Source organism: Paraburkholderia sp. IMGN_8 (assembly GCF_038050405.1).
GTDB lineage: Bacteria > Pseudomonadota > Gammaproteobacteria > Burkholderiales > Burkholderiaceae > Paraburkholderia.
This window is the reverse complement of the sequence record NZ_CP150901.1, coordinates 3,779,149-3,801,728: the sequence shown is the minus strand read 5'-3', so window position 1 is coordinate 3,801,728 and position 22,580 is coordinate 3,779,149. Positions and strand designations below refer to the sequence as shown.

The window sequence follows — 22,580 nt, the reverse complement described above, 5'->3', positions numbered from 1 at the left end:
AAACCCGTGGCTTCGTTTGTGCGCAATGGAGGCCATTGGCTTCGTCTCGGCGAGGCGCCCAAGTGTGCGAGTACGAGCTACCACTCCGAGTGAGACGCTAGCGCCTCGGCAAGGCATGGGGGGCTTGAGGGCGAGCGGCGAGCCACCGCAGGCACGGAAAAAAGTGCCGAACGAAGCGTAGTCGCGAGCTACGCTAACGCAGCAAACACAAGCCGTTGCACCTGAGCAACCGCAGGCGCGAAAAGCGCCCGACGGTATTATGAAGTACCGCCATGGCGCGCGCAGCGCCGCCGGAAGTATGACTGCCTTGTCACTAGGGCGGAGTGTGCGAGAACACCGATTCTAGATGCTCCACTACCTCCTCCAAGCCAGGGGACCCGCTTAAGAGTTAGCGGGGTGAAGCCGCTTTCTTTGCTTACTTTCTTTGCGGCGGCAAAGAAAGTAAGTGCCTGCCCCGCACAGGGGCGACGCGAATAGACCACTAACAAATCAAGGAAAGGCCAACACCGCAAGCGCACAGCTAAAAAGCGCCGAGCAGGCAAACAGAACAAGAACAGGCCAACGCCGCAGGCACACAGACAAATGCCGCCGCCAAAGGCAAAAAACCTAAACCTTTGGTACTCCATCCTCCACCAACACCGCAACCGGCATCACCCCCAACGCATCGCGTAAAAACAGCAACCCATTGTCATCGACCTTAGGCGCCGCCGGACTCAACCAGTCAAACAAAGCCCGCCCAGCCAGATCAGCTGGCATTTCAACCGCCGTATCGCCCCATCTGACCACATCGACCAAAGGCAAATCGCCGGTCTCACCAAGCAATCCAGCAGCAAGCCGGCTGGCGACAACAACAGCCCACGCATTCCCATGCCGCCGTGCAAACGCGATCGCATTCGACGCATGCGCACCGCGTACCACGAGCGGCAGATACGTACTCTGACTCAGCAACTCCGGCAAATGCGCACGCAACGCCAGCACGCGTTGCACCACCGCGAGCTTCACACGTCCATCGCGCCAACTCGGCAAAAATTCCGACGGCGGCGTCTGTACAAGCAACGCCTCACGCTTTGCAAAATCGACCGGCCGGCGATTGTCGGGATCGACCAGGCTGAAGTCCCACAACTCAGTACCCTGATAAAGATCGGGAATCCCAGGCGATGCCAATCGCAACACTGTCTGCTGCAAGCCATTGAGCGCGCCAGCTCGGCCAATGCGCGCGACGAACGCAGACAACTCGCGCAAAAATCCATCGCGTCGCTGCGGCGCCAGGATATCGAACAGAAAGTCGCGACAGCCAGCCTCATACGCTTCGTCGGGCGCGAGCCAGTTGGTTTGCAGCTTCGCTTCGCGCAGCGCCTTCAACTGCCATTGCGCGACGCGCTCGGCTAGTGCCCTGACGCCGGCTTCATCGTCCGGCGATAATTCCGGCGGCCAGCAGCCCACCAGCGTCTGATACAGCATTGCTTCGGCCGCAGGGCCGGGCGCCCAGTCATAGGTCGCGTCCTTGTTGACGCTGCTGATCGGCTTGCCGTCGAGCGCACGGCGATGCGGTGTGTTCAATGTCGACCAGGCGCGCAACATCGCGCTCCAGTCGTGCGCAATCTCGCTCAATACCGCGAGCCGCGCGCGCACGTCTTCGCCACGTTTGTGGTCGTGCGTGGCAGTGGCGAGCATCGCGTGAGGAAAACGCTGTGAGCGCTCCATGTTCCCCGCATGAAACTGCTCGACCGACAACGCGAATTCGCCCGGATCCGAGCCGACTTCGTTGCGCGACAGCAGGCGGCCATAGCGATAGCACGCGGTGTCTTCAATCGCCTTCGCGGCGACCGGCGCGGTCAGTTGCGAAAACAGCGTCTGCGCGGTGCGCCGCGCGGAGCCCGCATGACTCGGCGGCGCGCCGTTCTGGCCTTGCTGAGGCGGTGCGCTAGCCCGTGCATTCGGCATTTCTTCGGCGCTGCCGCCGAGCCACGCGTTGACGCGTTCGAGCACGACATGGTCCGCACGCGAGAGCGTTTCTTTCGCGCCCGCCAGCGCCTGCTCGAAATAGACGTTATCGGTGGCGTTGCGCAGCCCGCTCTGCGGATAGATCCGATACACCGGGAAATGCACGACCAGCTCGGTCAACACGCGCCGCAGCGCGGTGAAGGTGAAGTCGCGCGTCGTCAGCGAATCACGGGCGATGCGATGCAATGCACGCGCTGCGCGGTCCAGTTCCGCTGGCAGGTTTTCCGTGAGGATCTTACGCCGCGCAGCCAATGCTTCGTCCGCAAAGCGCGAACTGCGACCGGTGAGTTCGGCCCACGTCGCCGCGAGCGGCTCGGCGCCGGCCGGATCGTGCAGCAGTGCGCCCACGTCGCGCATGAAATCGTAGCCGGTCGTGCCGTCCACTGGCCAATCGTCGCGCAATGGTTCGCCGCGGCCCAGAATCTTTTCGACGGCCACGTACGGCGCGGTGTCGCGTAATTCGGTGAGGCGCTGCCGCAGGCGCTGACAGTATTCGCGCGGCTCAGCGAGGCCGTCGATGTGATCGATCCGCAAACCATCCACCACGCCTTCCTGGTACAGACGGAAAACCAGCGCGTGCACGGCATCGAACACTTCGGGCCGTTCTACGCGCACACCGGCCAGCGTGGAGATGTCGAAGAAGCGCCGCCAGTTCACTTCATCGGAAGCGGTGCGCCACCACGCAAGGCGGAAGTGCTGCCGTTCGATCAACCGATGCAAGCGGTCACGCGCGGCCGGGTCCCCCGGCGCATACGTTGCCAATGCGATCTCGATCGCCGAGGTGCCGTTCTGCACGACGAATTCGCGCAGCATGTCGCGTCCTTCGGCGGCGCGGGGCTGATCGGCAGGCTGCGTCGTCAGACCCAGGAAGCGCTCGGCCAGTGCAGCGAGATCGGGGCGCTCGGCGCTTTGCAGGATCGACGCGTAATCGATTGGGCACACGGGGAACACATGCGGACCGTAGCCGATATAGAAGCGCCCGGTATCGGCGGCGAAATGCAGCGCAATGCGACCTGCCGCGAGTTCCTCGCCGTACGGTGCGCCGAGCGTCGGCGCCAGCACCTTGCCGCGCAAAGCCGGATCGGGCGAATGCCAATCGACGTCGAAATATCGTGCATACGCGCTGTGCCGGCCCCATTCGAGGATATCGAGCCACCACGCGTTGTTCGAACTACTCACGCCCATATGGTTCGGCACCACGTCGACGATCAGCCCCATGTTGTGCGCGTGCAACTTATCGACGAGGCGCTTCAATCCGGCCTCGCCGCCGCATTCGGCGCTGACCTGCGTGTAGTCGACGGTGTCGTAGCCGTGCGTCGAGCCCGGCTCGGCGGTCGTAACGGGCGATGCGTACAGATGGCTAATGCCGAGCGCGGCGAAATAGTCGACGTGCTTCGCGGCATCGTCGAAGGTGAAGCCTCGATGGAACTGGAGGCGAAGCGTGGAGCGCGGGACGGTCATGGCGTATCAGGCTCCGAAGAAGCGTTAGTAGCGGAACGGTTCGCGGCGCTGCGTGCGCGGTCGACCGCCAGCAGGCGATCGCAAAACGTCGCGTCCTCGAATAGCGCGTCGATCGGCAAGCTCACGCGGCGGCGCCAGTTCGGATGCTCGTCAATCGAGCCGGGCAGGTTCGGCTGCTCGACTTGCGCGAGCAGATCTTCGAGCGGGTAAGTCACGAGTGGCCCAGGCGTTGCGGCGATGAAGGCCAACGCTTCGTCCACGGGCGCGTTGTCGGGCGGCGGCGCAGCAACGTCCGGCGCGGCGACGCCGGCTTGCTGGAACGACACCCAAAGGGCGGCGCGATCGTCGGCGCGTTCATCCTGGGCGATTGCTACCGGGTCGCGGCCGTCGGCGCGCGCCATCGTCTGGCCGATCCGGTTGCGCCACGTGATATCGCTGCCGCGCCACCAGCCTGCTACGGTCGGCAGGTCGTGTGTCGTCGTGGTGCCCACTGCATTGCGGTCCCACGCGTGCGGCGGCTTGAAACCCTTGCCATCTCCCGTGCGCTCGAACCACAACACGCGAATCCCGGCGATGCCGTGCTCGTCGAGTCGCTCGCGAAAACCGGGCGGCACGGTGCCGAGATCCTCCCCGATCACGATCGAGCGATGCCGCCACGACTCGAGCGCGATCAGCCGCAGCAGGTCTTCGAGCGGATAACGCAGGTAGGCGCCGTTGCGCGCGCTTTCGCCCTCCGGCACGAGCCACAAACGCCGCAGGCCGAGAATATGATCGATGCGGATGCCGCCCGCATGGGCGAACGCGGCGCGCAGCATGTCGATGAACGCGGAGAAGCCCTGCGTGCGCATCGCGCGCGGCGAGAAGGTGGTGAGGCCCCACGCCTGTCCCGCCTGGTTGAACAGGTCCGGTGGCGCGCCGACTGAAATGCCTTGCAGCATGTCGTCGCGATACGACCACGCATGGCTGCCGGCGCTGTCGCAACCTACCGCGAGGTCGGCGATCAAGCCGACGGCCATGCCGGCGTCGCACGCCGCGTGCTGTGCGTGCGACAAACCCTTGGCAGCGAGCCATTGCAGGAAGAGATGAAAATCGATTTCGAGACGATTGGCGTCGGCGAATGCTTCGACTTCGGTGCTGCGCGGGTTGCGCAACGCTTCGGGCCAGTCGCGCCAGTGACCGTTGCCGCCCTCCTGCGCGAGTTGCGCCGCCTGCAATGCTTCGAAGCGCGCATGATCTTCGAGCGCACGGCCGGCGCGTTCGCAGAAACCGTGAAATTCCAGTGCGCGCGGCGTGTGCTGCGCGCGTTCTTCCGAGCAGAAGTTCTCATATAGCGCGCGCAATACCTTCAGCTTCAACACGACCGCATTAGGCCAGTCGATCAGCGGCAAGTTTTCGAACCTGGACCATGCATCGGCCGCTTGCGCGGCGTCGAGCGCGGCGCGGGCAGCATCCGCGCCGAACACCGCGGCGGGATCGATATGCGTCACGTTCAGCCATAAACGCGACGACGGCGAGTACGGACTGAAGCGATTCGGCTCCGCGCTGAACATCGCATGCGTCGGACTGACGGCGAGCGCATGGGCGCCACGCTTCGCGCTTTCGATCGCCAGCTGCGCGAGCGCCGAATAGTCGCCGATCCCGCCATCGCCCGTGCGGCGTAAGCCGTATAGCTGCGCAGCGATGCTCCACAGCAGCGGCGGTTGCGCTGAGTCGCCGTGCAGCGTGCGCCACGCATCGGCGACCGTGTAGCAGCGCGACGGCGCGACGGCCAGCGTCATGCGTTGCTCGTTGATCACGAGCGTGTGATAGCCGGGCTCGCTGATCGGCGCGAGCAAGGCCTCTTCGCCTTTGGGCGCGGTAAAGCGGCCGTCGATGATCGAGCCGCTTTCGAGTTCGATCCGATAGTGGCTGTCGGACTTGATCGCGGCGGCAGGCAACGCGATGCCGCGCTCGACCTCGGCGGTCATCAGCGGCGGCAATTTGCGGCCGGACAGTTCGGCTTCGAGCGCGGCAGCGCTTTGACGAATCTGCGTTGCGCTGCCGCACGGCAAACCCATCCGTTCGAGCAGCACGGCGAGCGTATTCTCGGGCACGTGCTGCGTCGCGTGATGCGCGTCCCGCCACTGCACCTCGAAGCCGGCGCGCGTGGCGAGGGTCGTGATCGTATCGTTCGGGTGTCGGGTAGGGCTCACGCGTTGTGCTCCTGAATACCTGCGATGCGGGCATCGTGGCCGATCGCATAGTCGCTGACATCGCCGGTCAGCCATGCGACGAACGCATGCGAGGGCAATACCCTGGCGTCAATCTGTTCGCGTACGCGCGGCGGCGTTTCGAAAACCACTTTGCCGGCGGGGACGTCGCCGAACGGCACGCTGTCTTTCGATAGATTCAACGCGATCGACAAAGTCTCGCCGTCGCCGAGTTTCCAGCGTGCGATCAGTGCATTGGCGTCAGCGCCGTTTTCCGCTGCCAGCACCATCGCGCCGAGCGCTTTCGCGTGCTTCAGGCGCGGCGTGATCAGTTTCGCCCGCACAGCGAGCGCGGATTTATAGAAGTGCATCCATTCGAGGCGGTCTTTTGCGTCTTCCGGTGCGCTCGCTTCAGCAGACGCAGGCGGCGACGACGCAGCAAACGTCTTCGCATCGTTCGGATCGGGAATCTGCGCGCGACGCTTTTCGTCGCTGAACGACGAAAAGCGTGCGAACTCACGGCGGCGTCCTTCACGCACGGCCTCGGCAAGCTCGCCGGTGTAGTCGGTGAAAAACAGGAACGGCTGAGTCGAACCGCATTCCTCGTCCATGAACAGCAACGGGATTTGCGGCGACAACAGCAACAGGCCGGTCGCGGCGCGCAACGCATCGTCGGATGTCAGCTTGCGCAGACGTTCGCCGAACGCGCGATTGCCGATCTGGTCGTGATTCTGCAAGAACATCACGAACGAGGTCGGCGACAGATGCTTGCTCGGCTCGCCACGCGGCGCACCGTTATGAATCGGCGACGGGTCGCCCTGATACGCAAAACCTTCCGACAGCACACGCGCCAATCTGCGGATCGACTGGTCCTCATAGGCGTGGTAGTAGCCTTCGGTTTCGCCGGTCAGCAGCACGTGCAGCGTGTTGTGCGCGTCGTCGTTCCATTGCGCGTCGAAATGCGTTTCCAGCAGGCTCGCGCTGTTGTGTTCGTTTTCCAGCACCAGATGCACGTGGCGCCCGTGCTGCACCTTCGCGCGAATATGATCGGACAATTCACGCAGCCACGCGTGATTGTCGATTGCATGCACCGCGTCGAAACGCAGACCGTCGAGGCGATATTCATTGAGCCAGTACACCGCGTTGTCGGTGAAGAAATCGCTGACTTCGGCGCGCTCGAAGTCGATCGCCGGGCCCCATGGCGTGTGCGTGCCTTCGCGGAAAAACGATCGCGCGTATTCGTGCAGATAGTTGCCGTCAGGACCGAAGTGGTTGTAGACCACATCGAGAAACACCATCAGGCCGAGGCCGTGCGCCGCGTCGATCAGTGCTTTCAGTTCTTCGGGGCGGCCGTAAGCGGAATCCGGCGCATACGGCAGCACGCCGTCATAGCCCCAGTTGTGCTTGCCGGGAAAATCGTTCAACGGCATCAGCTCGATGGCGGTTACGCCGAGCGCGACGAGCGCCGGTAAACGCTTCTGCACGCCCGCATAGCCGCCTAATGCGCCGACGTGCAGTTCGTACAGCACCGTCTCTTCCCACGGCCGGCCATGCCAGTGCGTGTTTTCCCAATGGTAAGCGCGCGGGTCGATCACTTCGCTCGGACCATGCACGTCTTGCGGCTGGAAGCGCGACGACGGATCGGGCACTGCAAGTGCGCCGTCGAGCCGGAATCGGTAGAGCGCGCCCGCGCCGCAATCGGCGCTTGCTTCGAACCAGCCGTTGCCGGCGGGCGTCATGTCGTGCGCGCCTTGCGCCGGTCCGTTTTCGATTTCCACCTGCACTGTTTTGCACGACGGCGCCCAGAAGCGAAACCGGGTGCGCGGTTTCGTCCCCGATGCGCCCAACAACTGTGCGCCGAACGGCAGGCAATGCGCGTGGTGATGCGCGTGAGGATCAATCGGACTTTCGGACATGATTCGCCACCATTCGGTTTTGCTTTCGAGCCGTGCCTTACGTCTCCAACGCGTCGTGACGTGGCCTTGCGCGTAGCGCAACGCGGCCTTACCGTGTTGCTCGTGTTGCCATGCAGGCACCGCTTACGTGCTCGGCGACGTGTCGTCGCCCGGTTGCTGCGCACCCGGATCGGGCGGCAGCGCAGTCAGGAGCCGCCGCCCGTGCTGCGCGCCGGCCTTCCAGCCCGCCTGCCAATCCGCCTCGCCGACCGGCTGCGCCGCCAGCATCACGACGCTATGCGCGGCCACTTCGATCTCCGGCACGGCCAACCGATGCGACGCGCTTTCCGGCTCGGCAGTATCTAACAGCACATGCCATTCCAGGTGCGGTGCGGGCGGTGTAAAACGCAGCATTTCCGCCGACGCGTTGAGCATCATCAACAATACTTCCGTTTCGCCGTTCAAGCCCGGACCGGCGCGCCGCAGTGTGAACGCGCGGCCTTCCGGGTCCTGCCACGCTTCGATGGTTAGCGGATCGCCGTTCTGGTCGAACCAGCCGACATCGAACAGGCCCGGCAACACTTCGCGATCGCCGAACAGAAAACGCGTCTCGCGCAGCAACGGATGCTGTTTGCGCAGCGCGATCACCCGCGCGACGAACTCGGTCATGTTGCGACCTTCCGGTCCTTGCGCGCGCTCCCAGTCGAGCCATGATAGTTCGTTATCCTGGCAGTACGCATTGTTGTTGCCGTTCTGCGTGCGCAGCGATTCGTCGCCCGCCAGCAGCATCGGCGTGCCGAGCGCCATTAGCAGCGTGGTGGTCAGCGAGCGGGCCACGCGTGCACGGGTTTCGAGAATCTGCGGATCGTCGGTCGGGCCTTCGGCGCCCCAATTGCGGCTGCAATTTTCGTTGTGGCCGTCGTTGTTGTCTTCGCCATTCGCCTCGTTGTGCTTGTGCTCGTACGCGGCGATGTCCGCCAACGTAAAACCATCGTGCGATGCGACAAAGTTGACCGATGCCCACGGCTTCCTGAAGCGCCGGTTGAACAGATCGGCCGAACCGGTCAGACGCGCGGCCAGGTCGGGCCGCAAGCCGGCGTCGCCGCGCCAGAAACGGCGTACGGTGTCGCGGAAACGGTCGTTCCATTCGGCGAATCCCGGCGGATGATTGCCGAGCTGATAACCGCCTGGGCCGATGTCCCACGGCTCGGAAATCAGCTTGCGCTGCGACAGGATCGGGTCCTGGCGCAACGCGTCGAAAAAACCGGAGCCGGGGTCGAAGCCGTGTTGCTCGCGGCCGAGCGTCACGCCGAGATCGAAACGGAAACCGTCGATGTTGAACGCGGTCGACCAGTAGCGCAGCGAATCCATCACCATTTGCAGCACGCGCGGATGCGCCAGATTCACTGTGTTGCCGCAGCCGGTGTCGTTGATATGGTGGCGTTCGTCGCCGGGAATCACGCGGTAGTAGCTGGCGTTGTCGAGCCCGCGCCACGACACGGTCGGCCCCATTTCGTTGCCTTCGCAGGTGTGGTTGTAGACCACGTCGAGAATCACTTCGATGCCGGCCGCGTGCAACTGGCGCACGGCGATGCGCATTTCGTCGAGCCGATGCGTGCTCAGATACGACGGCTCCGGCGCAAAAAACGCCGCGGTGTTGTAACCCCAGTAGTTGCGCAGGCCGCGCTCCACCAGAAAGCGGTCGTTCAGAAATGCATGCACCGGCAGCAATTCGACCGCGGTGACGCCGAGCTTCTGCAAATGCTCGATAAATTCCGGCGAAGCGAGTGCGGCGAACGTCCCGCGCTCGTGCTGGCGTAAATCGGCACGCAGCATCGACGCACCGCGCACATGCGTCTCGTAGACGATGGTTTCGCCCCACGGCACATTCGGGCGCCTGTCGTGCGACCAGTCGAACGCTTCGTCGACCACGACGCACTTCGGCATGGCCGGGGCCGAATCGCGCCTGTCGATGGAAAGATCCGCGCGATTCGAATGCACGCGATAGCCGAACAGCGCATCGGACCAGCGAAATTGCCCGACCAGCTTGCGCGCATACGGATCGAGCAGCAGCTTGTGCGGATTGAAACGATGACCATGCTGCGGCTGATACGGACCATGCGCGCGAAATCCATACGCCGTGCCCGGATGCGCGTTCGGCAGATAGCCATGCCAGACTTCGTCGGTGCATTCGGGCAGCGTGAAACGCCGGATTTCCTTGCGGCCGTTGGGGTCGAACAGGCAAAGCTCGATTTTCTGCGCGTTCGCCGAGAACACCGCAAAGTTGACGCCGAGACCGTCCCAGCTGGTGCCGAGCGGATAGGGTGAACCGGGCAGAAGCCGGTCGGGCATTGCATGCGACATGATTCCCCTTCCTTGTTCTGACTTATGGACGCAATCGTGGGTCTTCATGCAACGAGCGCGCGACGCATGCGCCGCGCGCTCGCGTTACGGCACAACGACAATCAATCCGCGCGCAAAACGATCGTCGCCAGCGGCGGCAAAATCAGCGAAGCGGAGAAAGACCTGCCGTGGCTCGAGATTTCCTCGGTATGAACCAGCCCGCCGTTGCCCATGTTCGAGCCGCCATACACGCCGGCATCGGTATTCAGCACTTCGACCCAGCGGCCGCCACGCGGCATCCCCATCCGGTAGCCGACCCGCGGCACCGGCGTCATATTGCAGACCGCGACCAGTTCGCGGCCCGCGCCATCGCTGCGGCGATAGGCGAATACGCTGTTGCTGCTGTCGTCGCCGATCAGCCATTCGAAACCGCCCGGCTCGCTGTCGAGCAGATGCAGCGCCGGCTCCTGGCTGTACAGATGGTTCAGGTCGCGCACGAGTTTCTGCACGCCGTGGTGATTCGCGTTGTCGAGCAGATGCCAATGCGGCGACGTGTCGTGATCGAATTCCGCCATCTGGCCGAATTCGCCGCCCATGAACAGCAGTTTCTTGCCCGGATGCGTCCACATGAAGCCGAAGTACGCGCGCAGATTGGCGAAGCGTTGCCACGCGTCGCCGGGCATCTTGCCGAGCAGCGAGCCCTTGCCGTGCACCACTTCGTCGTGCGAGAGGGGCAGCACGAAGCGCTCCGAGTACGCGTACACCATGCCGAACGTCATCTCATGGTGATGGTATCGGCGGTGGATGGGGTCTTCGTGCATGTAGTGCAGCGTGTCGTGCATCCAGCCCATGTTCCACTTGAACTGGAAGCCGAGGCCGCCGTATTCGATGCGCGCGGTGACGCCGGGCCACGCGGTCGATTCCTCGGCGATCGTGATCGCGCCCGGCACGCCCGGCACATAGCCGACCTCATGATTCAGCCGTTTCAGAAAGGCGATCGATTCGAGATTTTCCCGCCCGCCATGGATGTTCGGCACCCACTCACCGGCGGCGCGCGAGTAATCGCGATACAGCATCGACGCGACTGCATCGACCCGCAAACCGTCGACGTGATAGCGCTTCAACCACGCGAGGCCCGATGCGATCAGGAACGCGCTCACCTCGTTGCGGCCGAGGTTGTAGATCATCGTGTTCCAGTCCTGGTGATAGCCTTCGCGCGGATCGGCGTGCTCGTAAAGCGGCGTGCCGTCGAAGTCGACCAGACCATGCGCGTCGTTCGGGAAATGCGCGGGCACCCAGTCGAGAATCACGCCGAGGCCGGCCTCGTGCGCCGTGTTGACGAACGCGGCGAACTGCTCGGGTTTGCCGAAACGCGCGGAGGGTGAGAACTGTCCGAGCGGCTGATAGCCCCACGAGCCGCCGAATGGGTGCTCGGCGATCGGCATGAATTCGACGTGCGTGAAGCCCATGCTTTTCACGTACGGAATCAGCCTCTCGGCGAGTTCTTCCCAGTAGAGGCCGCGCTGGCCTTCCTCAGCGACGCGCATCCAGGATTCGGCATGTACTTCGTAGATCGAGATCGGCGCATTCGCGGTTTGCCTGGCCGCACGAGATTGAATCCAGTCGTGATCGGTCCATTGAAACTGCTCGATGTCGTCGACATGCGCGACCACGGACGCCGTGCCCGGCGGCTTTTCCGTCTGCATCGCGCAGGGATCGGCCTTCAGCGGCAGCGGATGACCGTCGCGGGACAGCAACTCGTATTTGTAGCGGGTACCTGCGCCGACGCGCGGCACGAACAATTCCCACACACCCGCCTGATGACGCAGCCGCATCGGGTGGCGGCGGCCGTCCCACGAATTGAAGTCGCCGACCACCGAGACGCGCCGCGCATTCGGCGCCCACACGGCAAAGCGCACGCCAGGCACGCTGTCTACTTCCACCGGGCGCGCGCCGAGGCATTCGAGCACCGCATACGGATCGCCGCCGGCGAGGCGTCCCAACGGTTCGTCGCCGAGCACGGGGCCGAACGAATAGGGGTCCTCGATCTCCTGCACCACGCCGTGCCAGTCGATGCGCAAGCGGTACGGCACCGCAAACGTGACGCGGCCGGCAAACAGTCCGGGCCGCAATGGCTGAAGCTCTCCGAGCGTTGCACCATCGGCGCGCGCAATGACGCTGACGTGCGCGGCATTCGGCAGCAACGCGCGCACCACCGGACCCGCGTCCGTGTCATGCAGGCCGAGTTGCGAAAACGGATCCGGATGGCGCGCTTCAACGAGCGCGTCGATATCGAGCGGTTGAAGGCCTGCGGCCGGATCGTGCTCACTCATAGTCGCCCTCGGCCGGGTTAGGCGGTGCGGCGGCGCCCGACGCCTGGGTGGATGAATCGTGGACCGGCGTGCCGGTGTCGCCGAGCAAACGGCTGGTGAGCGAGGCGAGGCCGCGCACCGGCAAACCGATCCACGTCGGACGATTGGCCGCTTCGTACCGGATCTCGTAAGCGGCCTTCTCGATCAGGAACAGATCGAGCAAGGCCTGTTCCGCTTCTGGCTCCCCGGAGGAACTGGCGACCAACGGCGGCTCCGCGGTTGCGATCGCGGCGCGGTATTCCTTCAGGAACGTTCCCGCAGCGCTGGCGCGGAAACGTTCGAACAGCACGCGCTTGCGATCGGCGGTTTGCGGCGGCGCGCTTTCCATCGTCGACTGCGCTGCCGCGCTCGCATACGAAAGCGAGCGCAGCAAACCGGCCACATCGCGCAGCGGGCTCGACTTCTGACGCCGTTCTTCGAGCGAACGCGCAGGCTCGCCTTCGAAGTCGATCAGATAGGCGTCGCCCTGCGCGACCAGCACCTGACCCAGGTGGAAGTCGCCGTGAATGCGGATACGCAGCGCGCCTGCTTCGGCCGGCACGAGCTTCTTGACGGCTTCGGTGAGTGCCGGGCGGCGGTCGATCAGGCTTTGCGCCAATGCTTTGGTTTCCGGGTCGGTCATTTGATCGATGCGTGGCGCGAGCAGATCGAGCGCGCCGGCGAGCATCGATAGCGTGCCGTCGATCCATGCCTTCACCTGTTTGGCGCTGGCGCGCTCCGGTGCGAAGGCCGGGTCGTCGGAGGGCGATGCGAGCGCCACATGCAATTCGCCGAGCCGCTTGCCGATGGTGCCGGCCAGCTCGCTATAGCTCTCCACCAGAATCGCCTCGTCGTCGCGATCCGGCGACTGCGCGTCCGCATCGACGGCAATCGCGAGCTCGTCGACCGAGCGGCGCAGGAAGTCGAGCGACCAGTTCCACGCGTCGCCCTGATTGTCGATAAAGCCCTGCAGGATCGCCAGCGTATGCGGCACGCCTTCGGGATCGACGCGCACCACTTCACCATACAGCGGCGCGGTGTTGGCGTAGCCGAGCTGCGTCAGATAGCGGCTGATTTCCGCTTCCGGATGAATTCCGCTCACCAGACGCCGCACCAGCTTCAGCACCGCGGCGTCGGCGATGATCAGCGAGCTGTTGCTTTGCTCGGCCGCGAGCCAGCGAACGTCGGGCCGCTCGCCCAGATGATCGAGTTCGGCGAAACGCTCGGTCGGGATGAACCTGATTTCACTTTTCTGCACGGTCGGAACGACCGCGCGTTCGCGCAGCTTGCGCAGCACGCCGTGCGCGAAGATCGGCAGTGCGAACGCGTCGGTCAAGTGGCCGACGTTACGGCCGCGGCGCACGCGGGCCAGTGCCAGCTGGATGAACAGCGGCGTGGTGGTTTCGCCGCCCCACGTGATCGCGATCGGCACCACGTAGCGTTCGGTGTGATTGCCGACGTCCGCTTCGATTTCGGTGAAGGCGAAGCCGCCGTTTGGAATCGTGGTCAGCGCGGCGAGGCGAACGGCGTGCATCTTCTGATCCTTCGATGCAAACCAGCGGCGCCGGCTCAGCCATGACGGCAGCACTTCGGATTCCAGCAGACGGACATTTTCCGGCGTTGGCCCGACCTGACCCTCGCGGATCACGATCGTGACGAATTCGGGCAGCGGTTCGGAATGCGCTTGCGCCCACGTCGGACGCTGGCCGCTCTCGCACAGCATGAACCACAGGAAGCCGTACGGCGGGAAAGTCAGCAGATAGGTAAGCTGGCCAATCGCGGGGAACACGGAATCCGCGGTCATTTCGATCGGCACCGAGCCGTTGAACTCGGACAGATCGAGTTCTACCGCCTGCGGCGCGCGCGACAGATTCGCCACGCACAGGATCGGCGGCTCGCCCGGCATCTCGCGCAAATAGGCGAGAATCTTGCGGTTCTCCGGTTTCAGGAAGCGGATCGTGCCGCGCCCAAAAGTTTGCTTCGCGCGGCGCGTGGCGAGCATGCGGCGCGTCCAGTTCAGCAGCGAATGCGGATCGCGGCTTTGCGCTTCGACGTTGACTGCATCGAAGCCGTACAGCGAGCCCATCACCGGCGGCAGCACCAGTTGTTCAGGATCGGCGCGCGAAAAACCGCCGTTGCGATCCGACGACCATTGCATCGGCGTGCGCACGCCGTCGCGGTCGCCGAGGTGGATGTTGTCGCCCATGCCGAGTTCGTCGCCGTAATAGATCACGGGCGTGCCGGGCATCGACAGCAGCAGCGAATTGATCAGCTCGATACGGCGGCGGTCGCGTTCCATCAGCGGTGCGAGGCGGCGGCGAATGCCGAGATTCAGCCGCGCGCGGCGGTCACTCGCATAGGTGTTCCACAGATAGTCGCGCTCCGAATCGGTGACCATTTCGAGCGTCAGTTCATCGTGATTGCGCAGGAAAATCGCCCACTGGTTGGTTTCGGCGAGGTCAGGCGTTTGCCGCATGATGTCTGTGATCGGGAAGCGGTCCTCGCTCGCAATCGACATGTAAATGCGCGGCATCAGCGGGAAGTGGAACGCCATATGGCATTCGTCTTCGTCGCCGAAATATTCCTTCACGTCTTCCGGCCACTGGTTTGCTTCGGCGAGCAGCATCCGGTTCGGATATTCGGCGTCGATGGTCGCGCGGATCTTCTTCAGAACCGCGTGTGTTTCGGGCAGATTTTCGTTGTTGGTGCCTTCGCGTTCGACCAGATACGGCACCGCGTCGAGCCGCAGACCGTCGATCCCCATGTCGAGCCAGAAGCGCATCACTTGCAACACCTCGCGCAGCACGGCCGGATTGTCGAAATTCAGATCGGGCTGGTGCGAATAAAAACGGTGCCAGAAATAAGCGCCCGCAACCGGATCGTGTGTCCAGTTCGAAGGCTCCGAATCGATGAAGATGATCCGCGTTTCCTGGTACTTCTGATCGGTATCCGACCACACGTAGTAGTTACGATGATTCGAGCCCGGCTTCGCGCGGCGCGCGCGCTGAAACCACGGATGCTGATCCGACGTGTGGTTGATCACCAGTTCGGTAATCACGCGGATGCCGCGCACATGCGCTTCCTGAATGAAGCGCTTCACGTCGGCGAGCTGGCCGTAATCGGGGTGCACATTGCGGTAATCGGCGATGTCGTAGCCGTCGTCGCGCCGCGGCGACGGATAGAACGGCAACAGCCAGATCGCGTTCACGCCGAGTTCGGCGATGTAATCGAGCTTTGCGATCAAGCCTGGAAAGTCACCCACGCCATCGTTGTTCGCGTCGAAGAACGACTTGATGTGTACCTGGTAAATGATCGCGTCTTTGTACCAGAGCGGGTCGTCGCTGAGCGCGGCGGGTTTGCCGCGCCGCGACGTCCGCGCTTTCGCCGCGCTGCCGGCGGCTGTGCTCGCATGTGCCTGCGACGTGCTTTGGGCTGGATCGTCACGCTTCATGTCGCACCTTCCATTAGGATTGGGTTGCCAGCGTCGTCTGCGTGATAGTCGCTGTCGGCATCATCCGGGCGGTCGGCGGGCAGGCCGCCGAGGGGCGCGATGCGCCAGATCGAGAACGGCTGGCCCGAGCCGAGCTGCACGTGCTGCCAGCGGCCATGCCATTCGAAGCGCGCACCGGTCATCTGATCGGTCACTTCCAGTGCGTCGTGGTCATGCAGATTCCAACGCTTGAAAGTGTCCCACGACAATTCGATGTCGGCGCCCTGTTCATTGAACGGGTCGAGATTGATCGCGACGAGAATCACGTTGTCGCGTGCTTCGGTTGCTTTCTCGAAGAACAGCACGTGGTCATTGTGCGCCGGCAGGAACGTTAAGCCGAGATGCGTTTGCAGCGCCGGGTTCGCACGGCGGATCCGGTTCAACGCACTGATCTCGCCAACGATGTTGCCGGGCCGGTGCCAGTCCCATGCGCGCAGTTGGTACTTCTCGGAGTCGTGATATTCCTCGCTATTCGGCAGCGCGGCCGCCTCGCACAATTCGAAGCCGCAGTACACGCCCCACAAGCCGGCGAGCGTCGCCGCCAGGGCCGCGCGAATCAGAAAGCCCGAGCGCCCTGACGACTGCAAATGGCGCGGATTGATGTCCGGTGTATTGACGAAAAAATTCGGCCGATAGAAATCACGCGCGTTGGTTTGCGTGAGCTCGGTCATATAGTCGATGAAATCGCGCTTCGATTCGCGCCACGTGAAATACGTGTACGACTGCGAGAAACCGATCTTGCCGAGCCGGTTCATCATCCGCGGCCGCGTGAACGCTTCGGCGAGGAAGATCGTGTCCGGATAACGCGAGCGAACATCGTCGATCATCCATTCCCAGAACGGCAGCGGCTTGGTGTGCGGATTGTCGACACGGAAAATGTGCACGCCCGCTTCGATCCAGAACAGGATCACATCGCGCAACGCGAGCCACAAATCGGGCCTGGCGTCGTGCGCATAGAAGTCCGGATTGACGATGTCCTGGTACTTCTTCGGCGGATTTTCCGCGTAACGCAGCGTGCCGTCGGGACGCCACGCGAACCATGTCGGATGCTCTTTCAGCCACGGATGATCGGGCGAGCATTGAATCGCGAAGTCGAGCGCGATTTCGAGGCCGTGCGCTTGTGCGGCAGCCAGCATTTTCTTGAAGTCGTCGAGCGTGCCGAGTTGCGGATGCACGGCGGTGTAGCCGCCTTCCGCCGCACCGATCGCATACGGGCTGCCGACGTCGCCCGGCTGGGCGTTCAGCGTGTTGTTGCGGCCCTTGCGATTGGCGAGACCGATCGGATGGATCGGCGGGAAGTACAGCACGTCGAACCCCATGTCGCGCACGCGCGGCAGTTTCGTAATCACGTCGGCGAAGGTGCCGTGGCGCGATTCGTCGTCGCTCATCGAACGCGGGAAGATCTCGTACCAGCTCGCGAAGCGCGCGGCGGTGCGTTCGGCTTCGATCTTGTAGATGATCGGATCGCGGCTCAGGAACGGGCGGTGCCGCGCGGCGGTCATCGCCTTCGCCGTAGCCGGCGCGAGGATCAGCGCGAGCTTCGCGTCGGAGTCGGCCTTGGTGAAGTCTCTGACGATTTGTTCGAGCGGCCCGGTCACCGCGCCATCAGACGTTTCCACTTCGGCTAGCACGAGCGCGAACAGATGCGCGGCTTCTTCGAGTTCCAGTTCGACGGTTTGGCCGGCCTTCAGCTTCTTCTCGACATGCTCGACCAGCGAGGCGAAGTCGTCGCGCCACGCGATCACGGTGAACTCGTGGCGGCCGAGGCGTTCGAGCGGGATGCGCGCGCGCCAGAGGTCGAGGCCGGCCGGTGGCGCCGGGACCATCGGCACTTCATGCCATGCGGTTTCGTCGGCGGCGCGCCAGACTACGGCGGCGGCGATCTTGTCGTGACCTTCGGCGAAGATCGCCGCGCCGATCTCGACGCGCTCGCCCACCGCGCGCTTGACCGGAAAGCGTCCGTTATCGACCGAGGGCGTCACGCTTTCGATTGCCACGCGCGGCGCGGCAATCGCGTCGAGCACGGTCTTATGGCCGCTGAGCCTGCTGCTTGCCTTATCGATCGGCGGTGCGAGACGGATCGGCTGGTCTGCCACGGCGCGGAACAGGTGACATGCGCCGGGAGCGAGCGTGAACGGCGTCAAGCCGGCCGGCGTGACATGACCAGGCGCCTCGAGCGGGACGAAGCGTGTGAAATTGCCCGGCACGCCCGCGAGGAAGCGCGCCGGATCGACGTGTACCGGCGCGCCGAGTTCGGGATTGATCGCGATCAGGACGGCTTCGCCGGCATTGCGCAGGTCCGGCTGGTCGGCGCGCAGCAGCACGGCGGCCGGCGCGCCCGGCCCGCTCAACGGACGCAGTTCGCCGTTGGCGTGCAGCGTTTTCGTATCGCGTACGACTGCGTTCGCATGCGTGATCCGTTCCGAGAGATCGAACTGTTTCGACTGACAAGCGAGGGCATATCGCGACGGGTCGCCGTGCGTTTGCCACATCGGCTCCGTGATGCCGTATTCGAAACCCATCGGCATCATCCAGCCGGTGCCGGTCGAGGCCGCTACAAACAGCGCGCGCCGGTAAGCCCGCTCGACCACGGCGGCGTCGTGCGCATCGCTCAGATCGGCAGCGAGGCGCGTGCCGTAAGGAACTTCGGGAAACGCGATCGGCGCGCCGATGCGCGCCAGCGCTGCATGCTCTTCGGTCATCCAGCTGGCGCGGAAGTCCCACCAGCGCACCGACGAGAACACGCTGTCGAAGCCTACGCCTTCGAGACCGAGCAGATCGCCGCGTGTCAGACCCGGCGTCGCGGCCAGGAAGCGCACATCCGGATGCTGCGCGCGCACCGCGTCGCCGAGTTGCCGCCAGACGGCAGCCGGCACGCGATGCGGCGAATCGAAACGGAAGCCGCCGACGCCCGCGTCGGCCAGCGCCAGCAGCTGACGCGTCCACCAGCCGGTTAGCGCCGTGCTGCTGTGGGCGTCGTTGAAGTTCGCGTAGGCGACGTTGTCCTCGCGATGCGCATGGCGTGGGTCGAGCCGCGCCTCTTCAGACTCGAATGGGTGGAACCATCCGGCATGTTCGGCGTACAGCGCGCCATCGGCGGCCATCCGGTCGATCACGAGATCGACCAGCAGGGTCAAGCCTTTCTGACGGGCGGCGTCCGCGAGAGCCCTGATTGCCGCGGTGGCCGGTTGCTGCGTGTTGAATACCGGATGCAGCCGGCTGTGATCGCCGACCACCTGTCCGTGTCCTGCCCGGCCCGGCTCGAAGATGCTGCCGATCAGCGCATGATCGAAGCCCAGCGCGGCTGCGTGAGCGAACTGCGCAGGCCAGGCATCGAGTGGCCCAACGAGAAGCGAATGAAAAAAGTAGATCCGTGGCGCGTACCCGTTTGGAGATTCCATCGGTCTTTTCCAGATTCGTCCTGCTGCGGTGTGGATGCAATTGGCATGCGATCACAGCGCTCATTGGGCTTCCAGAGCCGGATACCGCGCGATGCGTGACGCGAGGGCGCGTACTGGTCAATGTAGTGCAAAGATCGTCGTCCCGCTGGCCAGTAATGGGTGCTTCGACGCCAGACGTCGATTGGACGGGGGCTGGCCAGATCGATTGGCAATACGCTGCGAACCACAGCAAACGCTGTGCCAGCAAGTTTTCGGCCGGGGCGTGGGCGTGCGAAGCGTGCGCCCGAAGGGTGGGGCGCAGCGGGGATGGCAGGTGTTGGCTAACGGGCCGCGTGTAAAACGGGCGGACGTCGTCCGGGTTTTACACGGGGCTTGCAGAATGGGGAGCGGTGATCAGAAACCGGCGGCGCGACAGTGTCACGAACCGACCAGGCCTGCCGCGATGTTCACGCACAAGCCAAGTACGGCGACGTTGAAGTAGAACGACAGGATCGACTGCGCGAGCGCCGCGCGGCGCATCGTACGCGAGCGCAGCACGACGTCGGAGGTTTGCGAGGCCACCGCGATCGTGAACGAGAAGTACATGAAGTCCCAGTAGTCGGGCTGGAGCTTGTGGTCGGGGTACAGGAGCGGGGTCTCTTTCGCGTCCGGGTCGTAGTAAAGGCGCGCGTAGTGCGTCGTGAAAATGGTCGGGATCATGAACCATGCGCCGATCATCGTGAGGCCGGTCAGCAGGTAGTGCCACGCAGTCGAAGCGCCGGCCGTGCCCTTTGCCGAGGCCAGTTCGAGCACGATGGCGGCAATGCTGGCAATGGTCGCGACGCAGATCACGACCAGCACGACGCCCGCGTTTTCGTCGTCGCGTAGAGCGGACTCGCGGACCCGGCCTTCGTCGGCGGAGGCCATGTGCAGCCAGATCAGGATGAGATAGCTCCATACGGCGGCGTCCCAGCCGACCAGGCCACGCACCATGGAGCGTGTGTGCTCGGGCACCACGAGCGCGGCGGCGACGCCGATTGCCAGGCCGATCAGCATGCGCGGTCGATTGCGTAAAACTTGTGGAAAGTATTTTGTGAGCATGGAGTCGGGGAGTCGAGCCAATCGGTATGTCGCGGATTCTACCTGCGCTTCGGGCGCCATTTGTCGAACGGGCGCATCAGAGGCGATAGTCTTTCGCAACGGCCTTGCGCACTGCTTTCAGTTGGAAGGCGATTGGCAGGCAGCGATTTTTGTCGCACTGCGTGCCGTTTTCATATTGTTTTCACACGGCTGTCATCGGCATAACGTCACGCGGCTCGCATCCGCATGTACCGCTCGCAGCAATAACGACTGCGTATGCGGCGTATTTCCGGTAAGCCATGCCGAAAATGCGCCGTTTTCGCGACGATTGCACTGTGCAAGGCACGACGAAAAGATAGGAAGCGCGCATACGCATCCGCGCGCGCCGCACTATCATGGTCGAATGGAATCCGTACTCGTCACTCCCGTGCAACATCACGCGGTCAATCTGAGCGGTCGCGACTTTGTCGTCGGCGATCTGCATGGCTGCATGGATGCACTGCGCTATCTGCTGCGTGAGATCGCGTTCGATCCGGCGCACGACCGGTTGTTTTCGGTCGGCGATCTGGTGGACCGCGGCGAGCATTCCGAGCAGGCGTTGGCGCTCCTCGACAAGCCGTGGTTTTACGCCGTGCTCGGCAATCACGAAGACACGTTATGCGCCGTTGCCGACGGGCGCTTGCGGCGCCAATGGTGGTACGGGATCGGCGGCACGTGGGCGATGGGTTTGACCGACGAGCGTTTGCAGTATTACGCGGAACGTCTGCGGATGCTGCCGCTTGTACGTGTGGTCGGCAGCGGTAAAGAGCGCTTCAATATTCTGCATGCCGAATTCTTCGGTACGGACGCCGATCTCGACGCCGCGAATTTTTCAGCCGACGTGCGCCAGCAATTGCTGTGGGGCCGCGATCTGGCGATAGGCAACGGCGATCCGCTGCGGCAGCGCGGTCTCTCGCTGACTTACTGCGGCCACACGCCGATGCGCGACATCCAGCAGATCGGCTCACAGGTGTTCATCGACACCGGCGCGTTCGGACCGGGCGGCAAACTGACGATCGTCGAGCCCCACAGGTTGCGGCGCTGGTCGATCTCGGTCGAAGCGGCGCGCGCGGAAGGCGCGGCGGCGCTGGCTTTGCCTTCTTGAGGCCGCCTGAGATCCGTTGGTGTGTCAGCCCACCTGATTGAGTTCGAACACCATATCGACGCTGCTGCCGTTCCAGTTGTATTCCAGATACGCTGCGTGATGGCAGTCGCGTAAAAGCGTCGTTCTGAACGCGGCGAGACACTCGCCTTCGTCATCCCGCACCGACGGATACGCGATGCCCGGCGCGCCGGATTCACGCACGGCACGGCCGAGCGTTTGTCCCGCAAGGTAGTCGTCCGGCGACAGCACCGCGAGATCGAGCGATGCATCGTTGCGTATGTCGACCACCTCGCCTTGCGCCAACACCGTGTACAGACGCATCTGCTGACGCATCGGCGGCTCGGAGGTGGCTTCCAGAAATTTACCCGTGTGATAGCGCGTTTCCGCGATCGCGGTATCGCGTGAGCGGGCGCAATAGAACACGCCGTAGGTGCCGTCCGAGAAGCGGCTGCCGAGCGGATTCAGGTGTGTGAGCGCGGCCATGATCGGCCCATAACCCGGCCCGAAACGGCGCTCTTCGCGAGGCACCAGATCGAGTTCGCCGACTTCGGTGCGCAGACGGTCGTTGGTCATCGCTTCGAGCGCGTAGAGGGCGTCGAAATCTTCCGGCGAAGCGACCCGGTCGAACAGATTGACGGCCGGAAAGCGCGTCGGAATCACGCGATACGCTGGCGACCAGTCAAGCGGCGCGGTGTGCCAGCGGTCCTGCCAATGCGGTTCTGTCACGCCCAGCCGCCTCGCATCGCGTCAAGATACTGGCGCACGGCGACGAGGTCGCTGATGTTGCCGGCCAGCATGCGGTCCAGCGCGCGGCGGCCGCCGAACGGCGGCGCGCTGTTGGGGCGCTTGATCCAGGCATCGGCGGTGCTGGGCTGCGGCAACAGAATCTGTAGCGCTTTATAAATGCCGAGCAGCAGCGACAGACGTTCGAGCGTATCGCGCCCCACGCGTGCCGTTTCCGGTGCCGCCTTCCATTTGAAGAAGGTGGAGCGGCCGGGCGAGCCGAGCAGGACGATCTGCTCGTCGGCACTCAGGTCCCAGTCGCGAGCGATGTTGAAGAACGCACGCAGGCCCGCCGCGGACATTTCCGCGAGCGAAGGTTCCGGCACAGGCCGGCGAATCTGCGGTTCGGGTTGGGGGGCGCGGGCGGCGTGAGACATGAGTGTGTGAGTCCTTATATGTACTTGATATTGATATTAGTCCAATTGTGGATTATTGCAAGGGAATATAATTCCGGCTCGTT

At 63.8% G+C, this 22,580-nt stretch carries 11 protein-coding genes; 1 reads left to right on the top strand and 10 read right to left on the bottom strand.

The window, feature by feature from the left end; translation table 11 throughout:
* Nucleotides 1–606 precede the first annotated feature (606 nt).
* The 8 genes from treY to WN982_RS38125 all read right to left on the bottom strand — a co-directional run bounded on the left by treY (nt 607) and on the right by WN982_RS38125 (nt 20,214).
* Nucleotides 607–3,465, bottom strand: a complete 2,859-nt coding sequence (gene treY, locus WN982_RS38160) for a malto-oligosyltrehalose synthase (protein ID WP_341317131.1) — start codon at nt 3,463–3,465, stop codon at nt 607–609.
* Nucleotides 3,462–5,657 carry a 4-alpha-glucanotransferase gene (gene malQ, locus WN982_RS38155; RefSeq protein WP_341317130.1) on the bottom strand — a complete coding sequence of 732 codons (2,196 nt, stop codon included), beginning with the start codon at nt 5,655–5,657 and terminating at the stop codon, nt 3,462–3,464. The genes treY and malQ overlap by 4 nt, the downstream gene beginning before the upstream one ends.
* Nucleotides 5,654–7,570, bottom strand: coding sequence for a malto-oligosyltrehalose trehalohydrolase (treZ, locus tag WN982_RS38150; protein ID WP_341317129.1), 1,917 nt, complete (start codon nt 7,568–7,570; stop codon nt 5,654–5,656). The genes malQ and treZ overlap by 4 nt, the downstream gene beginning before the upstream one ends.
* A 123-nt stretch (nt 7,571–7,693) precedes the next feature.
* A complete protein-coding gene (gene glgX, locus WN982_RS38145) occupies nt 7,694–9,913 on the bottom strand; it encodes a glycogen debranching protein GlgX (protein ID WP_341317128.1) in 2,220 nt (739 codons plus the stop codon).
* A gap of 101 nt (nt 9,914–10,014) precedes the next feature.
* Complete coding sequence (glgB, locus tag WN982_RS38140; protein ID WP_341317127.1) at nt 10,015–12,225, bottom strand: 1,4-alpha-glucan branching protein GlgB; 2,211 nt, start codon at nt 12,223–12,225, stop codon at nt 10,015–10,017.
* Nucleotides 12,218–15,694, bottom strand: a complete 3,477-nt coding sequence (gene treS / locus WN982_RS38135; protein ID WP_341317126.1) for a maltose alpha-D-glucosyltransferase — start codon at nt 15,692–15,694, stop codon at nt 12,218–12,220. Before treS ends, glgB begins: the two co-directional genes overlap by 8 nt.
* Nucleotides 15,691–19,134 (bottom strand): maltotransferase domain-containing protein, encoded by a 3,444-nt coding sequence (locus WN982_RS38130; protein ID WP_341317125.1) that lies wholly within the window; start codon nt 19,132–19,134, stop codon nt 15,691–15,693. The genes treS and WN982_RS38130 overlap by 4 nt, the downstream gene beginning before the upstream one ends.
* A 417-nt stretch (nt 19,135–19,551) precedes the next feature.
* Nucleotides 19,552–20,214, bottom strand: a complete 663-nt coding sequence (locus WN982_RS38125) for a DUF1345 domain-containing protein (RefSeq protein WP_341317124.1) — start codon at nt 20,212–20,214, stop codon at nt 19,552–19,554.
* Nucleotides 20,215–20,596: 382 nt separating this feature from the next.
* Between WN982_RS38125 and WN982_RS38120 the strand changes: the two genes are divergently transcribed.
* Nucleotides 20,597–21,337 (top strand): metallophosphoesterase, encoded by a 741-nt coding sequence (locus tag WN982_RS38120; RefSeq protein ID WP_341317123.1) that lies wholly within the window; start codon nt 20,597–20,599, stop codon nt 21,335–21,337.
* Between the two features lie 24 nt (nt 21,338–21,361).
* Here WN982_RS38120 and WN982_RS38115 read toward each other — a convergent pair whose 3' ends face one another.
* Both WN982_RS38115 and WN982_RS38110 read right to left on the bottom strand, forming a co-directional pair.
* Nucleotides 21,362–22,063, bottom strand: a complete 702-nt coding sequence (locus WN982_RS38115; protein WP_341317122.1) for an RES family NAD+ phosphorylase — start codon at nt 22,061–22,063, stop codon at nt 21,362–21,364.
* Complete coding sequence (locus WN982_RS38110; RefSeq protein ID WP_341317121.1) at nt 22,060–22,497, bottom strand: MbcA/ParS/Xre antitoxin family protein; 438 nt, start codon at nt 22,495–22,497, stop codon at nt 22,060–22,062. The genes WN982_RS38115 and WN982_RS38110 overlap by 4 nt, the downstream gene beginning before the upstream one ends.
* Nucleotides 22,498–22,580: the final 83 nt, after the last annotated feature.